This is a genomic window from Staphylococcus gallinarum (genome assembly GCF_000875895.1).
Classification (GTDB): Bacteria; Bacillota; Bacilli; order Staphylococcales; family Staphylococcaceae; genus Staphylococcus; species Staphylococcus gallinarum.
Genome location: NZ_JXCF01000007.1, coordinates 519,084 through 539,520, shown reverse-complemented (window position 1 = coordinate 539,520; position 20,437 = coordinate 519,084). Strand labels below are relative to the sequence as shown.

Genomic DNA, 20,437 nt, shown 5'->3' with positions numbered 1-20,437 from the left:
AAAAAGAAGTCACGCATGTTTAACATGTGTGACTTCTTTTTTAATTTGTCGTATTTAAAAAAGTAATTTTAACAACAGAATGTTATTTAGTTTCGCGGTGTACAGTATATTTATTTAATCTTGGGCTGTATTTTTTAAGTTCAATACGCTCTGGATTCGTACGTTTGTTTTTAGTGGTGATATAGTTACGATCTCCACATTCTGTACAAGCTAAAGTAATATTTACGCGCAAAATAAACACCTCTTTCTTAATAGGAATTGTTACGTTTTAAAATTCTAGCATACATTTATGACGATTTCAAATTTAATGTTGTTATAAAGGACTACATTAATTATAGAAGATATACGATATGATGTCATATCTCTAACTTTAAAGATAATTTTTTCAACAAAAATAAAATAAATGATTTGCGTAAATAAAAGAATATGTTACGATATAAAACGTAATGATTACGATTTAAAGAGAAAGGTAGAGATAAAATGGCAAAAAAATCTAAAATAGTAAAAGAGCAAAAGCGAGAAGAACTTGTAAATAAATATTTTGAGTTAAGAAAAGAGTTGAAAGCGAAAGGTGACTATGAAGCATTGCGTAAATTACCCAGAGATAGTTCACCGACGCGTTTAACAAGACGTTGTAAAGTGACAGGTCGACCAAGAGGCGTTTATAGAAAATTTGAGATGTCTCGTATTGCATTTAGAGAGCATGCATATAAAGGTCAAATACCTGGTGTGAAGAAATCAAGTTGGTAATTTTCAAACTCCGACTATAGTCCATTTACATTTAGTATAAAACATTGTATATTATCTAATGGTAAAGATGAATAAATAGTTATTGTTCGGGAATTAAGTAAAATGTAATAGATTTTACGTTGTAATAGAATGGAATAGTTATAAAAATCTTACCAATATACAAGTGTTATATAAAAAATGTTAGGGGTTTGTTTTATTATGAAAATATTCGATTATGAAGATATCCAACTTATACCAAATAAATGTATTGTAGAAAGTCGTTCAGAATGTGACACAACGATTGAATTTGGTCCAAGAAGTTTTAAATTACCTGTTGTACCTGCAAATATGCAAACAGTCATGAATGAATCATTAGCAGAATGGTTTGCTAAAAATGATTATTTCTATATTATGCATCGTTTTGATGAAGCTGCACGTATTCCATTTATTAAAAGAATGCATGAACAGCAACTATTTGCATCAATTTCTGTTGGTGTAAAAGCCGGCGAATTTGATTTTGTAAAGCAATTAGCTAGCGAAGAAATTATTCCTGAATATATTACAATCGATATTGCACACGGTCACTCAGAATCAGTGATTAAAATGATAAAACATATTAAAGCACATATTCCTCAGTCATTTGTAATTGCTGGTAACGTTGGTACGCCAGAAGGTGTTCGTGAATTAGAGAATGCAGGAGCAGATGCTACTAAAGTTGGTATTGGTCCAGGTAGAGTATGTATAACTAAAATCAAAACTGGATTTGGTACTGGCGGATGGCAACTTGCAGCTTTAAATCAATGCAGTAAAGCAGCTAGAAAACCAATCATAGCAGATGGTGGTATTAGAACTCATGGAGATATTGCAAAATCAATGAGATTTGGTGCTTCAATGGTAATGATAGGTTCATTATTTGCTGCACATGAAGAATCACCAGGTGAAACGGTTGAGTTAGATGGCAAGTTGTATAAAGAATATTTTGGTAGTGCATCTGAATTCCAAAAAGGTGAACATAAAAACGTTGAAGGTAAGAAAATGTTTGTTGAACATAAAGGTGCATTACTCGATACACTTATAGAAATGCAACAAGACTTACAAAGTTCAATCTCTTATGCAGGTGGTAAAGATATTAATTCATTAAGAAAAGTAGATTATGTAATCGTACGTAATTCAATTTTCAATGGAGATCGCGACTAAACTATAGTAGGTGTAAAAAATTAGAAAATTAATAGGATATATCGTTGTTATATTATTAATTGTATTAGTGATACCTGTTAAAGAATTTAAGCCGGTCGTTGGATTTGAACAACAATTTAAGTCTAAAGTAGCCAGTTGGACTTCAGGAACAACGACATCAAATAAGCCATTAAAAGTACCTAGCAAACAAGCTTTTGCAGTAAATAATATTCAAATGAATATGGATAAGTCTACTGTTACTGAAAAGTTAGGGAAACCCAAACGTATAACCACTAATGAATATGGTACAAAATGGTACACTTACTATTCTGATGACTATAGATCGTTTGTAATGGTAAGTTATATTGATAATAAAGTAAACGGATTGTATAGCAATCAAAACGTAATCTCATCAAAAAGCAAAATAAAATATGGAACACCAAAATCTACTGTTCGTGATAGATTAGGAACGCCGATAACTGAAATTAGAAAAGGTCATACAAATTATGAAATTAAAGATGACGAGTATGATACTTTCCATGATGATCAAATATATACAACAGCTTTTTATGATAAACATAGTGATAATAATTTAACTGCCATATTGCAAGTGAGTGAGAGAATGGAATCACGATTGCAGCAACAATATGGAGCGCCGTCAGATGAATTAGCACACAGCTTTGAACTACAAAATTTTGATTTGGTAAATGCTGAAAGAGTACAACATGAACTGCCGACACTAAAATATTCTGAAAGCATTTCTGATACAGCGAGAAAGCATAGTGAAGATATGGCTAATAAGAATTATTTTGATCATACTGACTTGGAAGGTAATTCACCATTTGATCGATTAGAAGCAGATGGACATGATTTTAGTGCAGCAGGAGAAAACTTAGCATATGGCCAAACGAGCAGTATAAATGCGCATCAAGGACTAATGAATTCACTCGGTCATCGGAAAAATATTCTGAAACGAGACTTCAATACACTTGGCGTAGGTGTTGAATTTAATAATAATAGACAACCATATTGGACAGAAAATTATACAGGGTAATGTTTGATTTTCTTGTTTAAAGGGTATCCTTTAACTTGTAGAGGATGAGTTAGTTATGACAACAAAAAAAACAGATAAAACAGATGATATACTAGAAAAAATTAAAGAAGTCTTAGAGAAAAAAGACGAAAAATAAGAGGTTAAGCATTATGCTTAACCTCTTATTTTTATTGATATATAACTGTAACCAATAAAAGTTATATCTATCTACATTTCACGGAAAAGACCGACCACTTTACCTAACACAGAAACTTGTTCTAAATATATTGGATCCATAGAACTGTTCTCAGGTTGTAAACGATAACGCGCTTTTTCTTTATAGAAACGTTTGACAGTTGCTTCATTTTCTTCGGTCATAGCAACGATAATATCACCGTTTTCTGCAATAGTTTGGCTACGAACAATTACTTTGTCTCCATCTAATATACCTGCTTCAATCATACTATCTCCAACGACATTTAAAATGAAGATATCACTATTATGAGTAGAAGTAAAATGCTCTGGAAGTGGAAAATATTCTTCGACATTTTCTACAGCAGTTATTGGAATACCTGCTGTAACTTTACCTATAACGGGAACATGAATTGTTTCTTCCATGTTCACAGGTTCGCCAATAGATTCACTTACTATTTCAATTGCTCTTGGCTTCGTTGGGTCTCGCTTAATATAGCCCTTTTCTTCAAGTCGTGATAGGTGTCCATGCACTGTAGAACTAGAAGCAAGGCCTACAGCTTCACCAATCTCTCTAACACTTGGAGGATAGCCTTTTGATTGAACAGTTTGCTTGATATATTCAAAAATTTCATTTTGTCGTTTCGTTAATTCTCTCATAATTTAGGCACTCCCTAGCTTTAATTTAGTTACATTATAGCATGGGCTAACAATTTTTACAAACGTTTGTTCGTTTTGCTATTGACTAAGAACAGATGTTCTGATAAATTGTTAATACAAACGAATGTTCTAGGAGTGGAAATTATGATTAAATTATATAAATCGCAAGTTAAGACGTATCTAATGGTATTAGTTGCTACAATGTTATTATGTACTATATTTATATTAACGGCACATCATAGTGATGGGACAGAACAAACGTACGAAATGACTGATCATAATGTTACTGAAAATATTAATCAAGATAAAGAAAAAGCACAAAGTGATCATCGAGACAGCGAACAAAGCGAACATCAAGTTACACCACTTATAGCTGCCGTAAACTAATCAATTTATTTGGGATGAACAAGTTAATAGAATAAATGGGATAAAATAAGCGAAACTATTTAGTTTCGCTTATTTTTTTGTTATATTCTTTTATATTAATGATAACGGAGGTTTATTATGGGAAACATTGATGGCGTAGACTTGGATAGAATTAATGAGCTTGCAAAGAAGAAAAAGACAGAAGGCTTAACTCAAGCCGAAGCTAAAGAACAATCCAAGCTAAGAAAAGCATACTTAGACTCATTTAGAGAGAAATTTAAACAACAATTAGAAAGCACACGAGTAATTGACCCTGAAGGTAATGACGTTACTCCAGAAAAAGTAAAAAATATTTTAGATTCAAAAAATAATCAAGACAAATAGCAATTCAATTTTTTGTTAATTTTCTGTTAAATCATGTATAATAAGAATTAAACTAGCTAGAAGAAAGGAAGTCATTTTAAGATGAATAATCAAAAAGATCAATTAGCGATAGATACAATTAGAGCTTTGAGTATCGACGCAGTTGAACAAGCAAACTCAGGTCACCCAGGTTTACCAATGGGCGCAGCACCAATGGCATATACGCTTTGGACTCGTCATTTAAACTTTAATCCCCAATCAAAAGATTTCTTTGACAGAGATCGATTTGTATTATCAGCCGGTCATGGCTCAGCTTTACTTTATAGTTTATTACATGTTTCTGGTAGTTTAGAATTGGAAGAATTAAAACAATTTAGACAATGGGGTTCAAAAACACCAGGTCATCCAGAATATAGACATACTGATGGTGTAGAAGTAACAACTGGCCCACTTGGACAAGGGTTTGCAATGTCAGTAGGTTTTGCAATGGCTGAGAAACATCTAGCAGGTAAGTTTAATAAAGAAGATGCTAAAGTTGTTGATCATTATACTTATGTACTTGCTTCAGATGGAGATTTAATGGAAGGTATTTCACATGAAGCTGCTTCATTAGCAGGTCACAATCAATTAGATAAATTAATAGTATTATATGATTCAAATGATATCTCATTAGATGGAGATTTAAACAAGGCTTTCTCTGAAGATGTTAAAGGTAGATTTGAAGCATATGGTTGGAAACATATCTTAGTTAAAGAAGGCAATGACATCGATGCAATTGATAAAGCTATCGAAGAAGCTAAAGCACAAGATGTTCCTACTATTATTGAAATAAAAACAATTATTGGTTATGGTTCACCTAATAAACAAGCAACACATGGTGTGCACGGTGCACCTTTAGGTGAAGATGAAAGAAAATTAACTTTCGAACAATATGGCTTAGACCCAGAACAACGTTTCAACGTACCTCAAGAAGTTTATGAAATATTCCAACAAAGTATGTTAAAACGTGCAAACGAAAAAGAAGAAGCTTGGGAAAAACTAGTTGAAGACTATACTTCTAAATATCCAGAATTAGCTGAAGAATTCAAATTAGCTATTAGTGGTAAGTTACCAGTGGACTACAAAGAAGCGTTACCTGAATTTGAAGCTGGACACAGTGGTGCGTCACGTGCTGATTCTGGTGAAGTTATTCAAGCAATTAGTAAATCAGTACCTTCATTCTTTGGTGGTTCAGCCGATTTAGCTGGTTCAAACAAATCTAATGTTAAAGATGCAAGTGACTTTAACAAAGAAACACCAGAAGGTAAAAATATTTGGTTCGGTGTACGTGAATTTGCAATGGGTGCTGCAGTTAATGGTATGGCAGCGCATGGTGGATTACATCCATACGGTGCAACGTTCTTCGTATTTAGTGACTACTTGAAACCAGCATTAAGATTATCATCAATCATGGGCTTAAATTCAACATTCATCTTTACACATGATTCAATTGCTGTAGGTGAAGATGGTCCAACACATGAACCAATTGAACAATTAGCAGGTTTACGTGCGATTCCTAACATGAACGTGATTCGTCCAGCTGATGGTAATGAAACACGTGTTGCTTGGGAAGTAGCATTAGAATCAGAAGGCACACCAACTTCATTAGTATTGACTCGTCAAAACCTTACTGCTATGGACCTTCCTAAAGAAACAGTTGAAGAAGGTGTACGTAAAGGTGGTTATGTAGTATTTGAGTCTGACAAAGACGCAGAATATTTATTATTAGCAACTGGTTCAGAAGTAAACTTAGCTATCGAAGCTGCTAAAGATTTAGAAGCACAAGGTAAAGGTGTACGTGTTGTTTCTATGCCAAACTGGAATGCATTTGATCAACAATCAGCTGAATATAAAGAGTCAGTATTACCAGCAGCAATCACTAAACGTGTTGCAATTGAAATGGGCTCTTCTCTTGGTTGGCATAAATATGTAGGTACTGAAGGTAAAGTCATTGGTATTGATGGCTTTGGTGCAAGTGCCCCTGGAGATTTAGTAGTTGAAAAATATGGCTTCACTAAAGAAAATGTTCTTAACCAAGTTCAATCACTTTAATAATTACTAAATTTGACAGTTAACACTAAGTGGTATGGGAGCTATTGTCCCATACCACTTTTTAGTTATTAGAGATGCTTATCCCATGTTTACAAATTGATTCTGTAATTGATATAATACTTTAGGTTAGGGCAATTATAAAATTCAGGTTCTCTTGAAATAGAGTACTAATTTTAGTAAAATGCATTAGGATAGGAAAGTGGGTGAAACAATGGTAACTTGGTTAGCAATTTTATTAATCGTGTTAGCACTTATACTTGGTTTAGTGGGTGGATTTTTCCTTGCAAGAAAATATATGATGGATTATCTTAAAAAGAACCCACCAATTAATGAAGAAATGCTACGTATGATGATGATGCAAATGGGTCAAAAACCATCTCAAAAGAAAATAAATCAAATGATGACAATGATGAATAAAAATCAAGAAGACGCTATGAAGAAAAAGAAATAGCGCGTCATTAAAGGGCTGACAGCTACTTACTCAAAGTAGTTATCAGCCCTTTTTTTGTCCGTGGCAGGGTTGTGGCAGGTTTTATTTTTATTCTGAATAATTTTCTCTTTATTCGTTATCTAATAATGCAGAAACTTCAATTTCACTGTTTAGGTATAAATGTCCGTAGATGTTCGCTGTTGTCAGTATATCTTCATGTCCTAAATGTATAGATAGGTTGTACATAGTTCACATTTATCATTAATTGACTTATAAATGAATACTTAATAAAAGCTATATATTATGTACTTATGACAGAAAGTATAAATGTAACAACAATAAGCACAATCATTTTAATATGTTATAAACAAATTGTTTTATGGAAAATCTGAAATGTTATCACGTTTATCATTTGAAACGTTTTTAATGCATTTATCATCTTCAAACAATAATCTATAGGAATAGTTTGAAATTATTGTATGCCAATTTGGAAATGTTTTTTAAATATTCAGAAAATATTTTGATTCAGAAAATCTTTTTGCTATAATGTTTAAACATAAGGGAGGTAGTAATAAGTGAAAGATGCCTATGAAATGGAAGATAAGGAAGTATTAGACCGTCTTGCCAATGTGCACATTAACTTTCCTGATGAGCAAGCATTCAAGAAATATCACAATGCTATGCAAATTCATGATATGAATTATTTAAGATTTACATTGAATAACGCATACTCTGCTTGTGACAATAAACAAGCATTGTAGATAAAAGCGATTTAAGTCTGAATGGACTTACACTTATTGCAAACCAAGTGCTTATAAAATGCATTTGGTTTGTTTTTTTCGTGCTGAAAATGAGTCTTAAGTTATTTATATAGAAAATTAATGGGTATTTTAAACTATTTGGAATATGACAGAATTTTGAATTGAGATAAAACAACTGATAAAATCAAAATTTAATGATATACTGACCAAGTAATAAATCATCTTGTATAAACTTAAAGAAGGTGTCAACGTGTTATATTTAATCTTTTCTATTTTATTTGCATTTTTGATGGGAATTGCTGTGATTATAATCAGAATGAAAGCTCAACAATTTCCAGTAAATGAAAAGAAAATTATATTACCGCCATTTTTTATGGCTACAGGAGCATTAATGTATGTAGTGCCCTATTTTAGACTGACAGGATTAGAAATTATTGAATGTATTGTGTTGGGCGTAGTATTTTCTACGATATTGATGTGGACTTCTAGATTTGAAACACATGGTAGTGAAATATATATGAAACGTTCTAAGGCTTTCCCAATTATACTTATATCATTGTTATTGGTTCGTACATTAATTAAGATATTTATTAGTAATAAGATTGATCCAGGTGAAATTGCAGGTATGTTTTTCTTATTAGCTTTTTGTATGATAGTTCCATGGCGCTTAGCGATGTTATATAAATATAGGAAAGTTAAACAAACACTAATTCAATAGTTCGTATGCCGTTTATCTCGTGGATAAACGGTTTTTTTATAGACTTGCGATAGCTTTCAAAATATATTATGATATATACGAACAAACGTTCTTATAAGGGGTGTAAATATGAAGATTATACATACTGCTGACTGGCATCTTGGCAGAATAATCAATGGCAAATCATTATTAGAGGATCAAGCATATATATTAGAGCAATTTATCGATGAAATGGAGCAGCAGCAACCTGATGTCATCGTTATAGCGGGCGATTTATATGATACAAGCTATCCGAATAAAGAAGCGATATTGCTATTGGAACATACGATTAGACGACTTAATTTGGATATGGGGATCGCAGTTATTATGATAAGTGGTAATCATGATAGTAAAGAACGTTTGCATTATGGGTCAACTTGGTTTGAAAAATCAAATTTATTTATACGAACAAGTTTAGATGATATCAATAAACCAATTACTATAGCTAATGTTGATTTTTATACTTTGCCATTTGCAACAGTTAACGAAGTGCAGCAATTCTTTGATGAAGATAGTCTGGAAACTCATCAACAATGCTTAGCAAAATCATTATCCTACATAAATCAATCACTAAATAAAGAGAAACTAAATATTTTAATTGGTCATTTAACAGTTCAAGGTGGTTTACGTTCTGAGTCAGAACGTCCTTTAACTATTGGAACGGTTGAATCTGTTGAGGCTGATAGCTTTAAGCAATTTGATAGAGTGTTGTTAGGACATTTACATCATCCTTTTAGTATTGAATCGGATTATATAAGTTATAGCGGTTCATTATTACAATATTCATTTTCAGAGGTGAATCAACCTAAAGGTTATAAGTGTCTTGAAATTATTGACGGTGCAATTGTAAAGGAACAATTTATAAAAATGCAGCCATTAAGAAAGTTAGAAGTAGTAAGTGGTGATTATGAAGATGCTATACAAGAAAGGTTAAATGTTAATAATAAAGATAATTATTTACATTTTAAATTAAAGCACATGTCTCATGTAAATGATCCGATGATGCATTTAAAACAGGTTTACCCTAACACTTTAGCATTAACGAATGAAACGTTTGACTTCAATACGCCGCTTTATGAAAGAAATGAAGAGATACAAAAGTTAAATGATGAGGAAATCATCTCTCGATTTTATGAATATATAACTGATGAAGGATTAACTGAAACACAAAATACTAAACTTGAAGCAGTATTAAATGACATGCTTGAAGGGGGTTCGACAAAATGAGACCATTGACATTAAAATTAAATAATTTCGGTCCTTTTTTGCAAGAAACCATTGATTTTGATAATGTTCGTAACAATCAATTGTTTTTAATTAGTGGAAAGACTGGTTCCGGTAAGACAATGATCTTTGATGCTATGGTATATGCTTTATTTGGTGAGGCATCAACAAATGATAGACAAGAAGGCGATTTAAGAAGTCACTTTGCAGATGGTAAGTCACCCATGTCTGTAGAATTTGAATTTAAATTGAAGGAAGCAAAGTTTAAAATAGTGAGACAAGGCGCATTTGTCAAAGAAGGTAATAAAAATAAAACCCTTGGTCAATTAGCTGTCTATCAGTTAGAAGATGATGTATATTCATTGAGAGAAAGTAAGATTATCCAAGGGAATAATTTTATTAAAGAATTGTTAGGTGTGAATGCTGAACAGTTTAGACAGTTATTTATTTTACCTCAAGGTGAATTTAAGCGATTCTTACTTTCTAGAAGTAAAGAAAAGCAATCAATTTTAAGGACACTTTTTAACAGTGAACGCTTTGAACAAATTCAAAAAAGATTGATAGATGAGGTCTCAGAAGTTCGAACTTTAATTGAGAAACGATATAATAGTTTGGAAAATAATTGGCAAGATATTAATGCATTTGAAGACGATCTATTGAATCAATATAAATTAATTAGCTCAAGACAAACAAATAGAGTACTTGAAGCGCTTCCTGAATTTACTGAAAAAGGCCAGTCAATACAACAAGGACTTATAGAGAATAAAGCTAAGCAGGAATCAGCAGTTCGTACAATTAAGGACAATTTAGAGTTAAATTTAAAATTAGAAAAAGATCTAGCTATGTTAGATCAAAAACAACAAGAATTAGAAAATCTTAAGCAGAGGCAACAAGATATTTCGGAAAAAACACAATTATTAAATGATTTAAATGAAGTAAAGCCACTAGTTAATTTAATTGAATCACAAGAAAAACAACATAGTAAAAAAGAACAATTATTTAAAAATATCGATGATAAATCAATGTTGATTGCTAAAATACAAGACCGTTTAGATAAACAACAAGACGATTTATCTAATTATAAGAAAGGTCAACCTGAAATAGATAGTAAAAGAAAATTTTTAGAAAAATGTAGTTTGTTTTATGAAAAGAAAGACAAATACCAACAAGCATATACTCAGTTAACGGAAACGACAGTGGCACTGGAACGCAAAATTGAACAACATCAACTTAAACAAGAAGAAGTTGCAACTTTAATTGAACAATTGAATCATCGTAAACCGAATTATGCAAAGGTAGATACTATATCTACATCAATATTTGAACTTAATATGAAAATAAAGGAATTAAAGAATAATGAAATGCATAAATTAGAATACGATAGATTAGTTGCTAAAAAAGAAAGTTATGCGCAACAATTGATGGAAAAACAAAGTGAAATTAAAGAACTGGAACAAGCATTACAACAAATCGACAAAACGAATTTAGATTTAAATAATAAACAAGAGCTTATTGCGACTATTCAAGCTGCCGTTCAATCTGGTGATACGTGTCCGGTTTGTGGTAAAGAGGTAGACAGTCTAGAGCAACATATTGATTTTGATGAATTAACAAACAGACATCAGAGGTTAGCTGATATTGAGCAAGAAAAATCACAACAAATTGAATTACGAATAAAGTTAGAAAGTGATTTAAATGCCATAGAGGAGCAATTGAGCAAATATGATAAAGCTGTATTAGAGGATACGGATTATAAATCTTTAGAGCAAGAATTGTTTGTAAAACAACAAGATAAAGTTGCATTAGTAGAAGAAAATAAACAAATTGAACAACTTCAAGAGCAACTATCAAAAGCACAAGAACGTTTGCATCATTTAGAATTAGAGCAAAAATCCATTAAACATCAAGTTGAAACACATGAAATTGCAATTAATGATTTCGAAGTAACGACACAATATAATAATGTGGAAGATTTTGTAACAATCTATAAAGAAAATTTAGATAGTGTAAATGCACATGATGTGCGTGTTAAAGATTTAGAATCAAGTATCCAACAAGACAAGACGAATTTAACATTAGAAACTAATAATAAATCCTACATGCAACAAAGTGTGAATGAATTAAATGATGAGATTAATACATTAGATAACAAAATCAATGAAGAAATGGCAAAGTTAGGTTTTTCAACGTTCAATGAAGTGCAAGAAAAGATATCCAAAATACCTGAAAAAGAACAATTAGAGGTTGAAATTGAACAATATAATAAAGCTAAACAAACTTTAGAATTAGCAATTGCAGAGTTTAGCTCTTTGACTCGTGATAAAGAATTGCAAGATATAGATCGTCTTCGTGAACAATATGAAAATGAGCAGCAAAAGTTTGATTTGGTTGCAAGTGAATTGAGTAAACATGAATATAAAATGGAATTTAATGCACAGAAAATCAATGAAATTGAAAAGATTATAAACCAATTAGAAGAAGAATTAAAAGAGCAACAAGAAATATTCCAACTATCTGAAATATTATCTGGGCAAAATAATTTGAAATTAACTTTAGAGAATTATGTACTCATTCATTATTTGGAAAGAATTTTAGCGCAAGCAAATCAGCGTCTATCACTAATGACAGGCCAACGTTATCGACTATCCAGAAGGCAACAAGTATCGAAAGGTTATAGTGGTTTAGAAATTGAAGTGTTTGATACGTATTCAAATCAAACTAGACACATAACTTCATTATCTGGTGGAGAAACATTCCAGGCATCATTAGCACTAGCGCTTGGATTAAGTGAAGTTGTTCAAGAAGAATCCGGTGGTATTACGTTAGAATCAATGTTTGTAGATGAAGGTTTTGGTACTTTGGATCAAGAAACATTAGAAACAGCACTTGATACTTTAATGAGTTTGAAATCAACGGGGCGTATGGTTGGAATTATTTCGCATGTTAGTGAATTGAAGCAACGTATTCCACTCATATTAGAAGTGCAATCAGACAATTATCAAAGTATTACAAAATTTAAACAACAATAATAATTATCATAAAATTAAATTAATATTGAAACGTGGCGAACCTTTTGTAATGCTCACCAATGGTTTGCTTATTTTATAAATAAAACACCCCAGTAAATGCGCCTTAGCATTTACTGGGGTGTTTGCTAGAAACATTGCTCTAGACTTGTACATAAGTTTCACATTTATAAGAAGTCTATGTAGTAGCAAAATATAAATTAATTTTTTTCACGTAATAAATCACGGATTTCAGTAAGCAATACTGTGTTTTCTTCGATTTCTTCCTCTTCTTCTTTTCTCATCAATGTGTTTGCAATTTTCACGAAAATGAATAAAGCAAAAGCAATAATAATGAAGTCGATGATAGATTGAACGAACATACCGTATTTAATACCCATGAATGACCAACTTTTAGCAAAATCAACTGTACCAAAGATCAAACCAATTAATGGCATAATAATGTATGTAACTAAAGCGGTAACGATTTTATTGAATGCTGCCCCCATAACTACGGCAACTGCTAAATCTAGTACATTTCCTTTTAAAGCAAACTCTTTAAATTCTTTTAACATTTTATTAACCTCACTTATTTTTTAAAACATAAAAATTATTATACAAGATAAATTTAAAATAGAACATACTTTTTTTAGTTGAATTTGATAATAATACATGTGTTTGTTATTCTAATAAATGATGAAACTAATGTGGATTTATTATGTTGTTTAAAATTCTACATTAGTTTTTGCAATTAAATATGACTAGAAAGGGAGTAATTATTTATGAATTCTTCTGAAAAACATGCAAATGGTAGGAAGATTTCTCCGGTTTTTATCTATAGTGCTATAATTGTCGCAATTGTTGTACTTATTGGTGCGATTTTACCAGAACAGTTTGATACAATTACGAACAATATTAAACTATGGATAACTGAAAAACTTGGTTGGTACTACTTAATTCTTACAACGTTTATCGTCTTCTTTTGTATCTTCTTAATTTTCAGCCCAATCGGGAAATTGAAATTAGGAAAGCCAAATGATAAACCAGAATTCAACACTGTATCTTGGTTTGCGATGTTATTCAGTGCTGGGATGGGAATTGGTCTTGTATTCTATGGTGCTGCTGAACCTATGGCAGACTTTGCATCACCACCAAATGCAGATCCAAAAACAACAGCAGCTTACACTGAAGCATTGCGTTCTACATTCTTCCACTGGGGATTCCATGCATGGGCTATTTATGGTGTAGTTGCCTTAGCCTTAGCATATGCTCAGTTTAGAAAAGGTGAGGCAGGACTTATTTCAAGAACATTGCGTCCTTTATTAGGGAACAAAGTAGAAGGTCCAATTGGGACAATCATTGATGTATTAGCCGTATTTGCAACGGTTGTCGGTGTTGCCGTATCTTTAGGAATGGGTGCACTACAAATCAATGGTGGACTTAACTACTTATTTGGAATTCCAAATAATGTTTGGGTTCAAGCGATTATTATTGTTGTTGTAACAATTTTATTTATAATGAGTGCTTGGTCAGGACTAAGTAAAGGTATTCAATATTTAAGTAATTTAAATATTTCGTTAGGTGCAATCTTAATGATTGCTGTATTAATTATAGGACCAACTGTACTTATTTTGAATATGATGACAAGTTCAACAGGTAGCTTATTGAATTCATTCTTATTAAATACATTTGATACAGCTGCACAAAATCCACAAAAACGTGAATGGATGTCTAGCTGGACACTTTACTATTGGGGTTGGTGGTTAAGCTGGAGCCCATTCGTAGGTATATTCATAGCACGTGTATCAAAAGGACGTTCAATAAGAGAATTTATTGCTGGTGTATTATTAGTGCCAGCATTAGTAAGTTTTGTTTGGTTCAGTGTGTTTGGGGTATTAGGTATTGAAACTGGTAAGAAACACCCTGAATTATTCAAGATGACTGCTGAAACACAATTGTTTGGTGTGTTTAATCATATTCCATTGGGAATGGTATTATCTATTATTGCATTAGTATTAATAGCATCATTCTTTATCACATCAGCCGATTCAGCAACATTTGTACTAGGTATGCAAACAACTTATGGTTCGTTAGAGCCTTCTAATGTTGTAAAAGTGACTTGGGGAATTGCACAATCACTTATTGCATTTGTACTACTATTCGCTGGTGGTGGCGACGGTGCTAAAGCATTAAACGCAATTCAAAGTGCTGCTATTATAAGTGCCTTGCCATTCTCCTTTGTAGTAATTATGATGATGATTTCATTCTATAAGGATGCAAATAAAGAACGTAAATTCTTAGGATTGACGTTGACACCTAATAAACACCGTCTTCAAGAATATGTTCAACATCAACAAGATGATTTTGAAGACGATATTATACATCGTCGTAGCTCTATTAGAGAACAAGAAAAATCTGAACAATAATTTATATTAATTTAATTTTCCCTCATTTTAAAAGGTTATAAATAGCGGGCATTAATTGTTACGCATTTATAACCTTTTAAATGGGGGATTTTAATTTTTAATATACATACTAATAAAATTAAACAAGGACAAAGCTTCTGAAGAAAAATGATAATGATTCTCAATTGATAAAAATAACTTATTACACCAACGTTTTAACATAAGCATAACTTATACATACTGATTGAAAATTCAAAACTAAATTATGAGGTTTTCTAACTTTATCCAGTTGTTTTAAATTACATATAATTATACAATTTAAGTAACGGCATATATTAATAAAAACTTTCAGGGGGGATTTATATGGCTTCAAATATTAAGCAACAAGCTAAAAAGACGTTTGACCTTAATGGTAAAACGTACACGTATTATGATTTGAACACTTTAGAAGAACAAGGTTTTACTAAAGTATCGAAATTGCCATATTCAATTAGAGTATTATTAGAATCAGTATTGAGACAAGAAGACGGATTTGTTATTACAGATGAACACATTAAAGCATTATCTGAATTTACAGAAGGTGCTGATGGTGAAGTTCCATTTAAGCCATCTCGTGTTATCTTACAAGACTTCACAGGTGTTCCTGCTGTTGTTGACTTGGCTTCATTACGTAAAGCGATGAATGACGTAGGTGGAGATTTAAACAAAATTAATCCAGAAGTACCAGTTGATTTAGTTATCGACCACTCAGTACAAGTAGATAGTTATGCCAACCCAGATGCATTAGAACGAAATATGAAATTAGAATTTGAACGTAACTATGAACGTTACCAATTCTTAAATTGGGCTACGAAAGCGTTTAATAACTATAGCGCCGTACCACCAGCAACAGGTATCGTACACCAAGTTAACTTAGAGTACTTGGCAAATGTTGTACATGCTCGTGAAGTTGATGGCGAAACAGTTACATTCCCAGACACATTAGTGGGTACTGACTCACATACGACAATGATTAACGGTCTAGGCGTATTAGGATGGGGTGTAGGTGGTATTGAAGCCGAAGCAGGTATGCTTGGTCAACCATCATATTTCCCAATTCCAGAAGTAGTTGGGGTTAGACTTTCAAATGCATTACCACAAGGTTCAACTGCAACTGACTTAGCATTACGTGTTACTCAAGAATTACGTAAAAAAGGTGTAGTTGGTAAATTTGTTGAATTCTTCGGACCAGGGGTACAACATTTACCTTTAGCTGACCGTGCAACAATTGCAAATATGGCACCTGAGTATGGTGCGACTTGTGGTTTCTTCCCAGTTGATGAGGAAGCATTAAAATATTTAAGATTAACAGGTCGTGCAGACGATCAAATCGATTTAGTTAAAAAATATTTAGAAGAAAATAGTATGTTCTTTACTGTAGATAAAGATGAACCTGAATATACAGATGTAGTTGAATTAGATTTATCAACTGTTGAAGCTTCATTATCAGGTCCTAAACGTCCACAAGATTTAATTTTCTTAAGCGACATGAAGAAAGAATTCGAAAAATCAGTTACTGCTCCAGCTGGTAACCAAGGTCATGGATTCGATGAAAGTGAATTTGATAAGAAAGCAACTATTAACTTTAAAGATGGTTCGACTTCAGAAATGAAAACAGGTGACATTGCGATTGCTGCAATCACATCGTGTACGAATACATCAAACCCTTACGTTATGTTAGGTGCAGGTCTCGTTGCCAAGAAAGCAATCGAAAAAGGCTTAAAAGTACCTGAATATGTAAAAACTTCATTGGCGCCAGGTTCTAAGGTTGTAACAGGTTATTTAAGAGATGCTGGTTTACAAACATACTTAGATGAATTAGGTTTCAATTTAGTAGGTTATGGTTGTACAACATGTATCGGTAACTCTGGTCCATTGCTTGAAGAAATTGAAAAAGCAATTGCTGACGAAGATTTACTTGTTACTTCAGTACTTTCTGGTAACCGTAACTTTGAAGGACGTATCCATCCATTAGTAAAAGCTAACTATTTAGCATCTCCACAATTAGTTGTTGCCTATGCGTTAGCTGGTACAGTAGATATTGATTTACAAAATGAACCACTTGGTAAAGGTAAAGATGGAGAAGATGTATATCTTAATGATATCTGGCCAACAATTAAAGAGGTTGCTGACACTGTAGATAGTGTTGTTACTCCAGCTTTATTTAAAGAAGAATATGAAACGGTTTATAACAATAACGAAATGTGGAATGAAATTGATGTTACTGATAAACCATTATATGACTTTGATCCTGAATCAACATATATTCAAAATCCATCATTCTTCCAAAACTTATCAAAAGAGCCAGGTAAAATTGAACCATTAAATCAATTACGTGTAATGGGTAAATTTGGTGATTCAGTAACAACTGACCATATTTCTCCAGCAGGTGCTATCGGTAAAGATACGCCGGCAGGTAAATATTTATTAGAGCATAATGTACCAATTCGTGAATTTAACTCTTATGGTTCTCGTCGTGGTAACCATGAAGTAATGGTACGTGGTACTTTTGCAAACATTCGAATTAAAAACCAATTAGCACCAGGTACAGAAGGTGGATATACAACATATTGGCCAACTGGTGAACAAATGTCTATCTTTGATGCAGCAATGAAATACCGTGAAGATGGTACTGGATTAGTTGTATTAGCAGGTAATGACTACGGTATGGGTTCTTCACGTGACTGGGCAGCAAAAGGTACTAATTTATTAGGTGTTAAAACAGTAATTGCACAAAGTTATGAAAGAATTCACCGTTCTAACTTAGTAATGATGGGTGTATTACCTTTACAATTCCAAGAAGGCGAATCTGCAGATAGTTTAGGTATTGATGGTACTGAAATTATTTCAGTTGATGTTAACGAAGATGTAAAACCACATGACTTAGTTAAAGTTCAAGCTAAGAAAGAAAATGGCAAAGTAATTGAATTCGAAGCAATTGCTCGTTTCGATTCAAATGTAGAATTAGATTATTACCGTAACGGTGGTATCTTACAATTAGTATTGAGAAATAAATTAGCTCAATAATGAATAATTAGTGAGTGAAAATGATTTGTATCAAGCTGTATTAGCAATATGCTAGTACAGCTTGTTTATGTTACCATTGTCATATATGAACAATTGAAAAGAGGATATCGAGAAATGATTTATAGTATAACTGAAATAGAATCACGCTACCAAGAAACGGATCAAATGGGTGTGATTTATCATGGGAATTATCCGACATGGTTTGAAGTTGCGCGTACGGATTATATTAGTAAGTTAGGGTTTAGTTATAAAGAAATGGAAGATTCAGGTGTAATCTCTCCTGTTACAGATATTGAAATCAAGTATATTAAGTCAATTACTTATCCTGAAAAGGTGAAAATCAAAACCTGGGTTGAAAAATATACAAGATTGCGTTCAAAGTATCGGTATGAAATATATAATGAAGCAGGGGAATTAGCAACGACGGGATCAACTGTATTGACGTGTATTACAAAGTCAGATTTTAAACCAGTCCGTTTAGATAAAGCATTCCCAGATTGGCATAATACATATCAAAGTATAGAAGGCCGAAATAAAGCGGGAGAATCACTTGAGATTTGATTTGAATTAAACAGCGAACATGACCAACATAATATAATAATTTAAAAGATGGCCGTTCATCATAATATGAGCGACCATCTTTTATATAAATTGCAAAATAATTTGCATTAAAATGTATACTTGAATGAGTGTTGCAATGACGTTTGAACTCAATGAAAGTAGATTATAAATATTGTTGAACTCAACTTAACATCAACATGATTTAGAATTCAACTCAAATATCATCATTACTTATTGTTTAGAATATGAGATTTCATCAATGCCATCATTCACATCGATGAATAAATTGTCATCTTGGAAATACCATAAGTCTTTTTCTGCAATTACGACATTTAAACCTTGGTAATTATTTTCATATCCAATCTCTAAGTCATTTTTACGATCAACACTAAATGCAGGACTAAATCCTTGTTTCAACTGGAATTCTCCACCATAACGAACGAAGAATTGTAAGACTTTATCATCTTCTGGTAAATCTAGTTCTTCTTTAAACCAAGATACAGCATTGTCTGAAAGTTCTATACCCATAATTAAAGTCTCCTTTCGGTTCACAAGTGGTTCACTTATGACAATTAGTTACTAATTTTTAAATTAGTATTATATTCATTACCCAATTTGGATAATGTTAAAAGCAGTATAACATAATTTTTCGATTAATTTTCTAATAAACGCTTTGTTTTAGCTAATTTTACTAAAAATCATGCTAATGACCTATATAAATAGTATAATAGAATAATGTAGAAAAAGATGTTAAGACATAAGGGTTAATATAATAAAAAAACTGAAGATAATTATACCTTCAGCTCTGATAAAAATTTATTCCCTTTTTAATTGTAACGTGGTTTTTGTAATAGTTACATCCATTTAATCTTAGGTTCTTCGCCTTTAAATATTCTAACAATATTTGAACGGTGTCTGATTATAAGTAATACTCCAACGCCGATACTAACCACAAACAAGATGTAGTCTCTAATGACTAGCGCGCCAATGACACAACAAATTGATGCAATGATACTTGATAGCGATACATACTTTGTTAAATACAAGATTCCAAAGAAAATTGCTGCTAATATTAATAATAAGACAGGATTGATACCAAGTATCACACCAGCACTTGTAGCTACTGCTTTGCCACCTTTAAATCCTAAGTATACCGGATAAACATGGCCTAGAATTGCAAATGCTCCAACAATTAGACCGTTTGTGAAGAATGTGCTAATTGCACCATCTGCGTGTACAGGTAACCATAAAGGAAAGAAAACGACAATAAATCCTTTGAAAATATCTAAGAAAGTAACTAAAAATCCAGCTGGCTTTCCTAATACTCTAAAGCTATTTGTCGCGCCAGTGTTACCACTACCAAATTGTCTAATATCTTTTTTGAAAAATAATTTCCCTATTACATAGCCACTTGGAAAAGCACCAATAAGGTAACTTAGTATTAACATGATTATTATCATCATATTCAATTACACATCCTTTAATGACATTAAAAACATTTTATCACATAAGAGGACCTTTAGACGAATAAAAATTAAAAAGAAATGAATAAACATTTAAATATTCATTTGGTGCTTGCATTTTATCTAGATTTATATAAAAATAACTATTGTATAGTTTTAATAACGAACGTACGTTT

The 20,437-nt window shown here is 32.1% G+C and carries 19 protein-coding genes; 14 read left to right on the top strand and 5 right to left on the bottom strand.

Features of this window, described 5'->3' with window-relative positions:
- Positions 1-82 precede the first annotated feature (82 nt).
- Positions 83-232 (bottom strand): 50S ribosomal protein L33, encoded by a 150-nt coding sequence (rpmG, locus tag SH09_RS06355; RefSeq protein WP_042738786.1) that lies wholly within the window; start codon positions 230-232, stop codon positions 83-85.
- A 248-nt stretch (positions 233-480) separates the two neighbouring features.
- Here rpmG and rpsN point away from each other — a divergent pair, with 248 nt between their 5' ends.
- The 3 genes from rpsN (at position 481) to SH09_RS06340 (ending at position 2,959) form a co-directional block, all read left to right on the top strand.
- Positions 481-750, top strand: a complete 270-nt coding sequence (gene rpsN, locus SH09_RS06350) for a 30S ribosomal protein S14 (protein WP_042738785.1) — start codon at positions 481-483, stop codon at positions 748-750.
- A 198-nt stretch (positions 751-948) separates the two neighbouring features.
- On the top strand, positions 949-1,926 hold the full coding sequence (gene guaC, locus SH09_RS06345; RefSeq protein ID WP_042738784.1) for a GMP reductase: 978 nt from the start codon (positions 949-951) through the stop codon (positions 1,924-1,926).
- Positions 1,927-1,993: 67 nt separating this feature from the next.
- A complete protein-coding gene (locus SH09_RS06340) occupies positions 1,994-2,959 on the top strand; it encodes a CAP domain-containing protein (protein ID WP_371664070.1) in 966 nt (321 codons plus the stop codon).
- A gap of 207 nt (positions 2,960-3,166) precedes the next feature.
- On the opposite strand, the gene lexA is transcribed toward SH09_RS06340, so the two are convergent.
- Positions 3,167-3,790, bottom strand: coding sequence for a transcriptional repressor LexA (gene lexA, locus SH09_RS06335; RefSeq protein ID WP_042738782.1), 624 nt, complete (start codon positions 3,788-3,790; stop codon positions 3,167-3,169).
- 144 nt (positions 3,791-3,934) lie between these two features.
- Here lexA and sosA point away from each other — a divergent pair, with 144 nt between their 5' ends.
- From sosA to sbcC, 8 genes are all read left to right on the top strand, one after another.
- Positions 3,935-4,177, top strand: a complete 243-nt coding sequence (gene sosA / locus SH09_RS06330; RefSeq protein WP_042738781.1) for a DNA damage-induced cell division inhibitor SosA — start codon at positions 3,935-3,937, stop codon at positions 4,175-4,177.
- A 117-nt stretch (positions 4,178-4,294) separates the two neighbouring features.
- Complete coding sequence (locus SH09_RS06325) at positions 4,295-4,540, top strand: DUF896 domain-containing protein (RefSeq protein WP_042738780.1); 246 nt, start codon at positions 4,295-4,297, stop codon at positions 4,538-4,540.
- An 81-nt stretch (positions 4,541-4,621) separates the two neighbouring features.
- Entirely contained in the window at positions 4,622-6,610 is a 1,989-nt protein-coding gene (tkt, locus tag SH09_RS06320; RefSeq protein WP_042738779.1) for a transketolase, read from the top strand.
- Between the two features lie 211 nt (positions 6,611-6,821).
- Positions 6,822-7,061, top strand: coding sequence for a YneF family protein (locus SH09_RS06315; RefSeq protein WP_042738778.1), 240 nt, complete (start codon positions 6,822-6,824; stop codon positions 7,059-7,061).
- Positions 7,062-7,615: 554 nt separating this feature from the next.
- On the top strand, positions 7,616-7,801 hold the full coding sequence (locus SH09_RS06310; RefSeq protein ID WP_042738777.1) for a hypothetical protein: 186 nt from the start codon (positions 7,616-7,618) through the stop codon (positions 7,799-7,801).
- 250 nt (positions 7,802-8,051) lie between these two features.
- Positions 8,052-8,519 carry a CcdC family protein gene (locus tag SH09_RS06305; RefSeq protein ID WP_042738776.1) on the top strand — a complete coding sequence of 156 codons (468 nt, stop codon included), beginning with the start codon at positions 8,052-8,054 and terminating at the stop codon, positions 8,517-8,519.
- A 108-nt stretch (positions 8,520-8,627) separates the two neighbouring features.
- Positions 8,628-9,764: an exonuclease subunit SbcD gene (sbcD, locus tag SH09_RS06300; protein WP_042738775.1), complete on the top strand. Its 1,137-nt coding sequence runs from the start codon at positions 8,628-8,630 to the stop codon at positions 9,762-9,764.
- Positions 9,761-12,790: an exonuclease subunit SbcC gene (gene sbcC / locus SH09_RS06295; protein WP_042738774.1), complete on the top strand. Its 3,030-nt coding sequence runs from the start codon at positions 9,761-9,763 to the stop codon at positions 12,788-12,790. Before sbcD ends, sbcC begins: the two co-directional genes overlap by 4 nt.
- Positions 12,791-12,987: 197 nt before the next feature.
- Here sbcC and mscL read toward each other — a convergent pair whose 3' ends face one another.
- On the bottom strand, positions 12,988-13,341 hold the full coding sequence (mscL, locus tag SH09_RS06290; protein ID WP_042738773.1) for a large conductance mechanosensitive channel protein MscL: 354 nt from the start codon (positions 13,339-13,341) through the stop codon (positions 12,988-12,990).
- 207 nt (positions 13,342-13,548) lie between these two features.
- Between mscL and SH09_RS06285 the strand changes: the two genes are divergently transcribed.
- From SH09_RS06285 to menI, 3 genes are all read left to right on the top strand, one after another.
- The gene (locus SH09_RS06285) at positions 13,549-15,192 is read left to right on the top strand and encodes a glycine betaine uptake BCCT transporter (RefSeq protein WP_042738772.1); all 1,644 of its coding nucleotides are present in this window, start codon (positions 13,549-13,551) and stop codon (positions 15,190-15,192) included.
- A gap of 342 nt (positions 15,193-15,534) precedes the next feature.
- Positions 15,535-18,237 carry an aconitate hydratase AcnA gene (gene acnA, locus SH09_RS06280; RefSeq protein WP_042738771.1) on the top strand — a complete coding sequence of 901 codons (2,703 nt, stop codon included), beginning with the start codon at positions 15,535-15,537 and terminating at the stop codon, positions 18,235-18,237.
- 114 nt (positions 18,238-18,351) lie between these two features.
- Positions 18,352-18,798: a 1,4-dihydroxy-2-naphthoyl-CoA hydrolase MenI gene (menI, locus tag SH09_RS06275; RefSeq protein ID WP_042738770.1), complete on the top strand. Its 447-nt coding sequence runs from the start codon at positions 18,352-18,354 to the stop codon at positions 18,796-18,798.
- 231 nt (positions 18,799-19,029) lie between these two features.
- Here menI and SH09_RS06270 read toward each other — a convergent pair whose 3' ends face one another.
- Both SH09_RS06270 and plsY read right to left on the bottom strand, forming a co-directional pair.
- Positions 19,030-19,326 carry a HesB/YadR/YfhF family protein gene (locus tag SH09_RS06270; RefSeq protein ID WP_042738769.1) on the bottom strand — a complete coding sequence of 99 codons (297 nt, stop codon included), beginning with the start codon at positions 19,324-19,326 and terminating at the stop codon, positions 19,030-19,032.
- Between the two features lie 326 nt (positions 19,327-19,652).
- Positions 19,653-20,261, bottom strand: a complete 609-nt coding sequence (gene plsY / locus SH09_RS06265) for a glycerol-3-phosphate 1-O-acyltransferase PlsY (RefSeq protein WP_042738768.1) — start codon at positions 20,259-20,261, stop codon at positions 19,653-19,655.
- Positions 20,262-20,437 lie beyond the last annotated feature (176 nt).